8 protein-coding genes are annotated in these 7,590 nt (G+C 39.1%); 5 read left to right on the top strand and 3 right to left on the bottom strand.

All coding sequences use genetic code 11. The features are described 5' to 3' along the window. Positions 1 to 107: 107 nt before the first annotated feature. Positions 108 to 1,253 (bottom strand): helix-turn-helix domain-containing protein, encoded by a 1,146-nt coding sequence (locus KQI58_RS22075; protein WP_216411087.1) that lies wholly within the window; start codon positions 1,251 to 1,253, stop codon positions 108 to 110. A gap of 475 nt (positions 1,254 to 1,728) precedes the next feature. Between KQI58_RS22075 and KQI58_RS23245 the strand changes: the two genes are divergently transcribed. The 5 genes from KQI58_RS23245 to KQI58_RS22050 all read left to right on the top strand — a co-directional run bounded on the left by KQI58_RS23245 (position 1,729) and on the right by KQI58_RS22050 (position 6,313). Continuing rightward, complete coding sequence (locus KQI58_RS23245; RefSeq protein ID WP_216411086.1) at positions 1,729 to 2,400, top strand: response regulator transcription factor; 672 nt, start codon at positions 1,729 to 1,731, stop codon at positions 2,398 to 2,400. Beyond that, positions 2,388 to 3,533 carry a HAMP domain-containing sensor histidine kinase gene (locus tag KQI58_RS22065; RefSeq protein ID WP_216411085.1) on the top strand — a complete coding sequence of 382 codons (1,146 nt, stop codon included), beginning with the start codon at positions 2,388 to 2,390 and terminating at the stop codon, positions 3,531 to 3,533. The genes KQI58_RS23245 and KQI58_RS22065 overlap by 13 nt, the downstream gene beginning before the upstream one ends. 87 nt (positions 3,534 to 3,620) lie before the next feature. After that, on the top strand, positions 3,621 to 4,502 hold the full coding sequence (locus tag KQI58_RS22060) for an ATP-binding cassette domain-containing protein (RefSeq protein ID WP_216411084.1): 882 nt from the start codon (positions 3,621 to 3,623) through the stop codon (positions 4,500 to 4,502). A gap of 1 nt (position 4,503) precedes the next feature. Continuing rightward, a complete protein-coding gene (locus KQI58_RS22055) occupies positions 4,504 to 5,709 on the top strand; it encodes an ABC transporter permease (RefSeq protein WP_216411083.1) in 1,206 nt (401 codons plus the stop codon). Beyond that, positions 5,693 to 6,313 (top strand): hypothetical protein, encoded by a 621-nt coding sequence (locus tag KQI58_RS22050; RefSeq protein WP_216411082.1) that lies wholly within the window; start codon positions 5,693 to 5,695, stop codon positions 6,311 to 6,313. The genes KQI58_RS22055 and KQI58_RS22050 overlap by 17 nt, the downstream gene beginning before the upstream one ends. Before the next feature lie 81 nt (positions 6,314 to 6,394). On the opposite strand, the gene KQI58_RS22045 is transcribed toward KQI58_RS22050, so the two are convergent. Both KQI58_RS22045 and KQI58_RS22040 read right to left on the bottom strand, forming a co-directional pair. Beyond that, the gene (locus tag KQI58_RS22045; RefSeq protein WP_216411081.1) at positions 6,395 to 7,186 is read right to left on the bottom strand and encodes a sugar phosphate isomerase/epimerase family protein; all 792 of its coding nucleotides are present in this window, start codon (positions 7,184 to 7,186) and stop codon (positions 6,395 to 6,397) included. A 1-nt stretch (position 7,187) separates the two neighbouring features. Then, positions 7,188 to 7,433 carry a PTS sugar transporter subunit IIC gene (locus tag KQI58_RS22040; RefSeq protein WP_216411080.1) on the bottom strand — a complete coding sequence of 82 codons (246 nt, stop codon included), beginning with the start codon at positions 7,431 to 7,433 and terminating at the stop codon, positions 7,188 to 7,190. Positions 7,434 to 7,590: the final 157 nt, after the last annotated feature.

Below are 7,590 nucleotides of genomic sequence, written 5' to 3'. Positions count from 1 at the left end.
AATCGCTTATTTAGACGTGCCATCGAGCGAATAAAAGACAAATCCGTAGCACTGGAGAAGAACAATTCTTCCACCAGTACTACGGATTATTTGTCAATATGCTTAAGTTAATGACATTGATCATAGTACAACTTATTCTTTTCTTGCGAATTCACGAATAAGGCGCTATCCAAATTATCAATAAAACTTCGTACCAAATATTCAAATTTTGGACTTATTTCTTGAAAATACTTAAGTTGAACCTTAGAAATGAATGTGGTCTCTCTAAAGTGATACGTTAACCATTTTCGGTTAATCATAAGTAGTCCATTATAAATTTCTTGTGGATTTTCTAAATCTAAATAATCAAATTTGAAATCATGACGTAGTTTCTGTAAAAATTTTTGTGTATTGTTGTTTGCGAGTCGATTGATCTCTTCAAGTAAAAAATCACCCATGAACTGTTGGTTAATATCTTCCAAACTTAAAAATAAAAAGAAGTAAGAGATTTCTTTATCACAAATCTGTTTATCCATTGAGAATTGGCTGTGGATTGTTCGAACGAGGTACTCTCTGAAAGGATCATTATTGATCTTTACATACTCATCACTAATCGTGTGCCCTTGTGCCAATCTAGTTAACCAAATATTGATAAAGAAAATCAGTTTGTGTTCCTTGGTCTTCGAAATAGGGGTATTGAGATAGCTAACCAAATAATGAATAATTTTTGTGGCTACCTCTTTACATTTCTCTGGAAACGGGTTACTAATCCCATTAAAAACATCATAGTAAAATCCAAAAAGAAAACTTCTTAAATGAAACTCTGACCCAACTATCTGACTTTTGTATAACTGAAATCCCTCTTCTTTTAACAAGCTTTTGAGATTTTTTTGATACTTATATGCCACTGATCGACTAATATGAAGTTTTTCAAGTTGAGCTTCTACGCTTACTTCTTGTGTAATGAAGTTATGAAATATCAAATAATATGGACTCTTTTCTAAAAAGTGAAGCTGCATTTTTTTTATAACCAAATTGGTTACACCTTTTAGATTTACTTCTCCTGTCACTTCTACGTCAATATATGCATCAGGCTCTATTATCTTTATCTCAGTTTGCAAAGTTTGGATATGCTTTTCTACTTTATACTTTGAAATTTCTAATAAATCACACAATTGATCAATTGAACAATATGTTGACTTTTTTATCTCAAGCATTTGTAAAATATAGAGCTGATATCTTTCTTCTTCCATAAGTAAATCGCTTGTTATCATGACGCTCCTTTCCTTTTTAATGAACCAACTATATATTTTTATTAACTTGATTATTAAAAATTATCTCATTAGGTTCATCTTAATTGAATAGGTCTCAGTCTCCATTTTTCTTAAATATCAAAAAAAATAAAGACGAATTTAATCAAGCTCCTTCTATTGTACCAAAATAATAACTATATTTTTATATTTTATTAAACTTTTCCACATCCAAATAACTATTATTTTTCACAAAAACGTAGATTGTTATATAATCTACGTTCTTTTTTTAAAATAAAAATATATTTATAACTGATATTTTATATTGCGACACTTATCCACTAAGGTTCCTATATTATTTTTAATAATATTCATTTTCTAAATTTCTAAAATTGTTCTACTCTTAGCCTACATTTTAAAAGTTATTACTGACAACGGTTCTTCGTATTCTTTATAATAGGATTAATCTATAGAATTCCATCGTGTTAGGAGGTTTTATGTGAACAAAATACTAATCATTGATGATGAACTCGACTTATTAGACACGTTTAAGGATTATTTTCAACTAATGAACTACCTTGTCTACACCGCAAACAACGGACTTGATGGTTTAAAACAACTCTCGCATCAGCCAGATATCATCATTTTGGATGTGAATATGCCTGAAATGGATGGCTTTGAACTGTGTGCGACAATTCGGGAACAAATCGCCTGCCCAATTGTTTTTTTATCTGCGAAAGAAGATGAAGAAAGCCGAATACAAGGGCTGACGATTGGCGGCGATGATTATTTAGTCAAGCCCGTCAGCTTAAAGGAGCTGGGATTGCGAATTGAGGCGCATCTTAGGCGAGAAAATCGTAAACAATCCGTACGAAAGATAGCATATTTTGGCGAGTTGATGATTGACTATGATCAAAAGGTGCTTTTCTATCGCAAACAAGAGATTTATTTAACTAAAGTCGAATTTTCAATCGTTGAGCTGTTGTCTAAGCATCCCGGAAGAGCTTTTTCAAAAGAAGAAATCTATCAGTATCTTTGGGACTGGGATAAACTAGGTGATGCCGCAATCATTACGGAGCATATTCGGCGGATACGAAAGAAGCTTTCAGAATATTCAGCGACTGACTATATTCAAACCGTTTGGGGGGTCGGCTATAAATGGATTGGCTAGATGATGTAATTGCTCGGCTGTTTGCTAAAAGGAGCAGCCTTGATCAAAGCTTACTTCTTTATCTTTTGATTGGTGTCTTAGGGGTTGCTTTTGCAACTCTAATTACGGTCTCCATTTGTGTGAGCTGGGAACGGCTGATTCTTATGCCTGACTCTGAACCCACTTTCTTTTGGGATTATTTGTCTTGGAAGCCCTCGACAACCTCCTCCCCAACAATTCAGCTATTGGAATACGTTCGCCAATATTCCGTTTTTGTCTACGGCTTCCTAGGTGTATATTTTGCGACAAAGATGTTCTATCGCAAACGAATTTTGCAACCGATCACGATCTTAGAAAAAAGTATCCAGCAGATTGAACAAGGAAATTACCAGCATCCAGTCTACTACAATACCTACGATGAGTTTGAGAAAACCTCGCTTGGTCTGGATCATCTGCGTCTGACACTGCAAGAAAACGAGAAAAAACTCAATGAAATGTATCGTGATCAAAAAAAAGTCAATGCCGCCTTTTCCCATGATCTGCGCACGCCATTGGCAACAATTCAAAACAATCTGGAGCTACTAGAAGCCTACTATGAACAAGATCGTCTGAGTCCAGAGGTCTTTGATAAATCCGCTGTAAAAATCAAAAATAGCATTACTCGCCTTAGTTCTTTTTCTGAAACGATGCAGCAATTACAAAAGCTGGAGGATCGTCCGCTTCACAAAGAACTACAGCCATTAAACTTAATTGAAGAGCACATCCGAGAAATTGAGCAACACTGCTCAAAAAAGGAGCTGCTGATTACGAAGGATTATCCGAAAATCACCGCGAAATACGATCTTGACCTGATCAACGAGGTAGTAGAGAACTTGCTGAATAACGCCTATCGTTTCGCTAAGCAAACAATCGACATCACCATTACTTTACAGGAGAAGCTGGTCATTGTTTACGTTAAGGACGATGGGCCGGGCTTTTCTAAAAAGGAACTGTTAACAGCGACAGAACCCTATTACTCACAAAATAAAAACAGTCATTTCGGACTCGGCTTGACGATTGCCGAAGCCCTTTCTCAAAAGCATGGCGGTCAACTAAAAATCGCGAATAGTCTTGAAGGCGGCGCAATCGTTTCGGCGGTTTTTTTGCTTGATTAATCGAAAAATCGACAATTGTAGAGAATTTATAGAGATTTGATGAGTATCCTTTAGGTAAGGCAACAGAAGAATTAGGAGGGATCACTGATGCAGATCGAAATCAATCATTTAAATCAATACTACGGCAAAAAACAAGTTCTCTACGATATCAACCTGTCCATTTCAACGGGGATGTTCGGACTGCTAGGACGCAATGGTGCCGGCAAAACGACTTTGTTAAAAACGCTCGTTACTCTGCTTCCGACAAATGAGGGCGAGATCCGCATGAACGGGATCGACATTCATGATCAGAAAAGAGTCCGTTCGATCATCGGCTTTCTTCCGCAGGAATTTTCGATGTACGGCAATATGACCGCTTATCAGGCGTTGGATTATCTAGCTGTGCTTTCCGAGTTAGATAAACGAACACGCCAAACACGGATCAATGCCTTGCTGGAGCAGGTCAACTTGACGATTCATAAAAATGTCAAAGTCAAAGCCATGTCTGGCGGTATGAAACGCCGTTTAGGAATTGCGCAGGCTTTGCTGAACGATCCGAAAATTCTGGTGGTAGATGAGCCGACAGCGGGGTTAGACCCAGAAGAACGGCTACGCTTTAGAAACCTCTTAGCGGAAGTCAGTGAAGATAAAATCGTCCTGCTGTCGACTCACATCGCTGGCGATATTGAGGCCACAGCGGAGAATGTCGCGATTTTAGAAAAAGGACGAATTCTTTTTTCGGATTCGATCGAACAATTGTTACTGAATGCCCAAGGGAAAATCTTTAGCGTTCAGGTTCCACGAACGGAATTGAATGCTGCCAAAAAACAAGTGCAAATCATCAGCCTGCAGCAAGATGGCAGTACTTCTCACCTGCGCTTCATCGGCAAGCCAGATGCCGCAATCATGCGCCATCCGCTGGTGATTGAAGAGCGTCCGACATTAGAAGATGCTTATCTCTACCTATTATCAATGAAAGGTGGGGATTAGCATGCTACTCAAAAAAGAACTGGGATTAACCTTGAAAAGTTTGACATATTGGTTAGTCGTCCTATTTATCGGCGGCTTTCTCTTTACACAACTTGGTTCGGATTTTATTTCGTTGAAGCAGCCTGAACCAGGTAAAAATGATTATGGAATCGGTCGAACAACCGATAAGCACGCCATTCAGCAACAAACAATCTTTTCATTGCTGCAGCAATACAACAGTAAAGGCTTTAACACCTATCCTTTTGGTTTCTTAAAAACCGTTACACCGTCAAAATCCGATAAAGCAACGATCAAAGAAATTCTAGAGCGAGCGACTGGAATGTCAGTCGCGGAATTAAATCAAGCCCAATCGAATCTGGCCATCGAAAATCCGCAAATCGATCAATTTGCTTTGGCAGAAAAATTTGTACTAGCTAAAGACTACACCTATCCTGCCTTCGAAAAGGATATGCGAAAAGTAGAAGAGCTGATTGGTAAAGGGTCGGATTTCTCTAAGAATGTCTATTTGAATCAAACGCGAAGACAATTAACCTATGAAGAAGCCACAAAGAACTTTCAAACAACATTGACTAAAGACCGAGTCTCTGGCGCCTTTGCTCGTATGACCTGTGATTATTTAGGATTGGTGCTGGCTTTGGTTCCAGTCTTTATCGCGGCGACCGTCGTTCTGCGGGATAAACGTGCGCAAAGCCAATTGGTGATTCACTCTAAACGAATTTCTAGCTTTAAATTATACGGCACTCGTTTTTTAGCGACCGTTCTCTTGGTGCTATTGCCAGTTATTCTGTTCAGTCTATTGCCGGCCATTCAATCCGTCTATGTCGCTCAAAAATATCAACATGTTGGAGATTTGCTGCTGTTTTATCAATACATTATCGGCTGGTCCTTACCAACAATCGTAGCGGTTATCGGGATTAGCTTCCTGATTACTACTATATTTAATGGGTTGGTGAGCGTCATCTTCCAATTAGGCTTTTGGCTCTTATCACTCTTAAGCAACGGCCGTAATATTGTTGGCAGCGTTGGGTTCAATCTGATCCCCCGCTTTAACACCGTAGGATCTAGAGAAGTGTTTGAACAAATCTTTTTTGAATTAGTTATCAACCGCGTCCTTTGGTTTGCTCTCGGTTTGATTTGCTTCTTGTTAAGCTGCGTGATCTTTGATCGGAAACGGAAAGGACGAATGCACTATGGGAATTCTCGCTAAAGTATCCATCGCTTTCTGGCGATTTCATTTTTACCCAGCAGTCTTTACGGCGTTCCTGTTAACGCTGCTCTTCCCCACCTTCTTTGGGGTCGAAAATGCATCATTTCTCCAAAGTGCTGAGATCTATGAACGCTTCTTCTCTTTGATCGGGTTGATCCTGTTTATCCCTCTTTACCTGCCGGATAGTTCAGAGGAAACGACGTTGCTGATCAAAACCAAACGTTTTTCCTATGTAGGAATCTTGTTCTTACGTTTTCTTCAGATTCTTATCACCTTACTATTACTGACTTGCGGCTGCTTACTGCTTTTTGAATTAAGCAACGCAACGATCGAATTTGACTTGTTTTTATTTAGTGGATTGGCAAATGCGTTGTTTATGGGTGGGCTATATGCGATTGGTTTCGCCTTTACCAACCAACCGGTCACAGGTTTGATTCTGCCTTTGGGCTATTACGTGGCTAGTCTGTTCGCTGGCGAAAAATACTTAAAAATTTTCTACCTCTTTACTTTGGTAGAGAAAGATACCGATTCTAAAATCGTCCTGCTTTTCAGCGGATTGTTGCTGATAATTATCAGTTTTATGGTTCAGAAAAAAAGAAAATAGACTAGCTGAAACATATTTGACAAAATAAAATCGAACGGTCATTTTCTATCCTTGAGATAGTAATGACCGTTCGATTTTCATTTAACTATTTATTAAATTATGAAGATGTCTATGACCAAAAGCCAGTGCTGTAAAACCATTCTCCCGTTCATTTTCAGGTTCCACTACTAACCACTGCGTACCAGCCTGCTTGCATGATAAAATGATTTTGCACCAATCATTCACATCCTCTGAATCTCCTAGAGTCACATCAAAAGAGCCATCTTTTTTCACTGGTTTAGCATGAATTAATCGAGCACGAGCACCTAACTCCGCTATCAATTTTTGTGGGCACTGATTGCCTTTGATACTGCTGCCGGTATCTACCTCGATCCCAACCAGAGGATTCGTATTTTCACGAATAAGCTCAAAAGAGGTTTGCTGACCCTCAATTTTTTCATTGAAGTCATAATCATGTGTATGATAGCTCAGTGTAAAGCCGTTCCGAGACAACACCTCTTGAAGTTTATCTATTTTTTCCGTATGCGCCAGCCAAGTTGCCAGAGTATTTTCGGTTTTCTTATGACCGGATTCCCAAGGACCGCCTAGTGCTGAGATAATGATATTTTTATTTCCAAGAATATGCTGGTAATCCATAACCTCTTGGAGATGTACTTGATTGAGATAACGCCATGAGGTTTGTGCTCCGCTTACCTCCAGCTTGTATTTCTGACAAAGCTCTTGGATTTTTTCAGCCGGATGAAAGAAATTTCCGTAAAGCTCAATTCCTTCGTAACCCATCAGTGCAATTTTTTTTAACGTTTCATCGGGTGCTTTTTGAAATTCAGGGTAGACAGGAAAGAGTCCCGCTAAAAGCTTAAGCGCTGCTGCCATGCTAATCTTCCTTCACTTTATTTGCCATCAGCACAAACGGTAAATAAACGAATACCCCGACAACAATAATCACGATCTGCAAAATCGAAGCCCGAATGTCGCCTCCTGTTGACAAGTAGCCTGATAAACCAGCAGGCGTGACCCACGGAACCGTCAGGTAGGTTTTCCCAACCCAGCCAAGACTTGTTGCTGTATAGGCGATCGTACTTGAGACAATTGGAACTAGGACATAGGGGATACCTAACAATGGAGTGAACTACTCACCACTTAGCTAAACCTATCGGTTCTTAACGCTTGAAGTGGGAGCTTCTTGGGAAGAGAGCATACTTGATAGCGTATTTCTTTACTAACAGAGGTGTCTCTTATTTACCAAGCTATCTCCGTAGTTCCTACGGTTCTTGAGT

This window comes from Enterococcus raffinosus (assembly GCF_018917525.1).
Lineage (GTDB): Bacteria > Bacillota > Bacilli > Lactobacillales > Enterococcaceae > Enterococcus_A > Enterococcus_A raffinosus_A.
The sequence above is the reverse complement of the archived record's forward strand: the minus strand, read 5'-3'. Positions and strand labels throughout refer to the sequence as shown.

What these genes read in the sequence shown, in the direction of transcription:
- KQI58_RS22075 (WP_216411087.1), bottom strand. Translation starts at nt 1,253, where the DNA reads ATGATAACAAGCGATTTACTTATGGAAGAAGAAAGATATCAGCTCTAT.
- KQI58_RS22065 (WP_216411085.1), top strand. Translation starts at nt 2,388, where the DNA reads ATGGATTGGCTAGATGATGTAATTGCTCGGCTGTTTGCTAAAAGGAGC.
- KQI58_RS22060 (WP_216411084.1), top strand. Translation starts at nt 3,621, where the DNA reads ATGCAGATCGAAATCAATCATTTAAATCAATACTACGGCAAAAAACAA.
- KQI58_RS22055 (WP_216411083.1), top strand. Translation starts at nt 4,504, where the DNA reads ATGCTACTCAAAAAAGAACTGGGATTAACCTTGAAAAGTTTGACATAT.
- KQI58_RS22050 (WP_216411082.1), top strand. Translation starts at nt 5,693, where the DNA reads ATGGGAATTCTCGCTAAAGTATCCATCGCTTTCTGGCGATTTCATTTT.
- KQI58_RS22045 (WP_216411081.1), bottom strand. Translation starts at nt 7,186, where the DNA reads ATGGCAGCAGCGCTTAAGCTTTTAGCGGGACTCTTTCCTGTCTACCCT.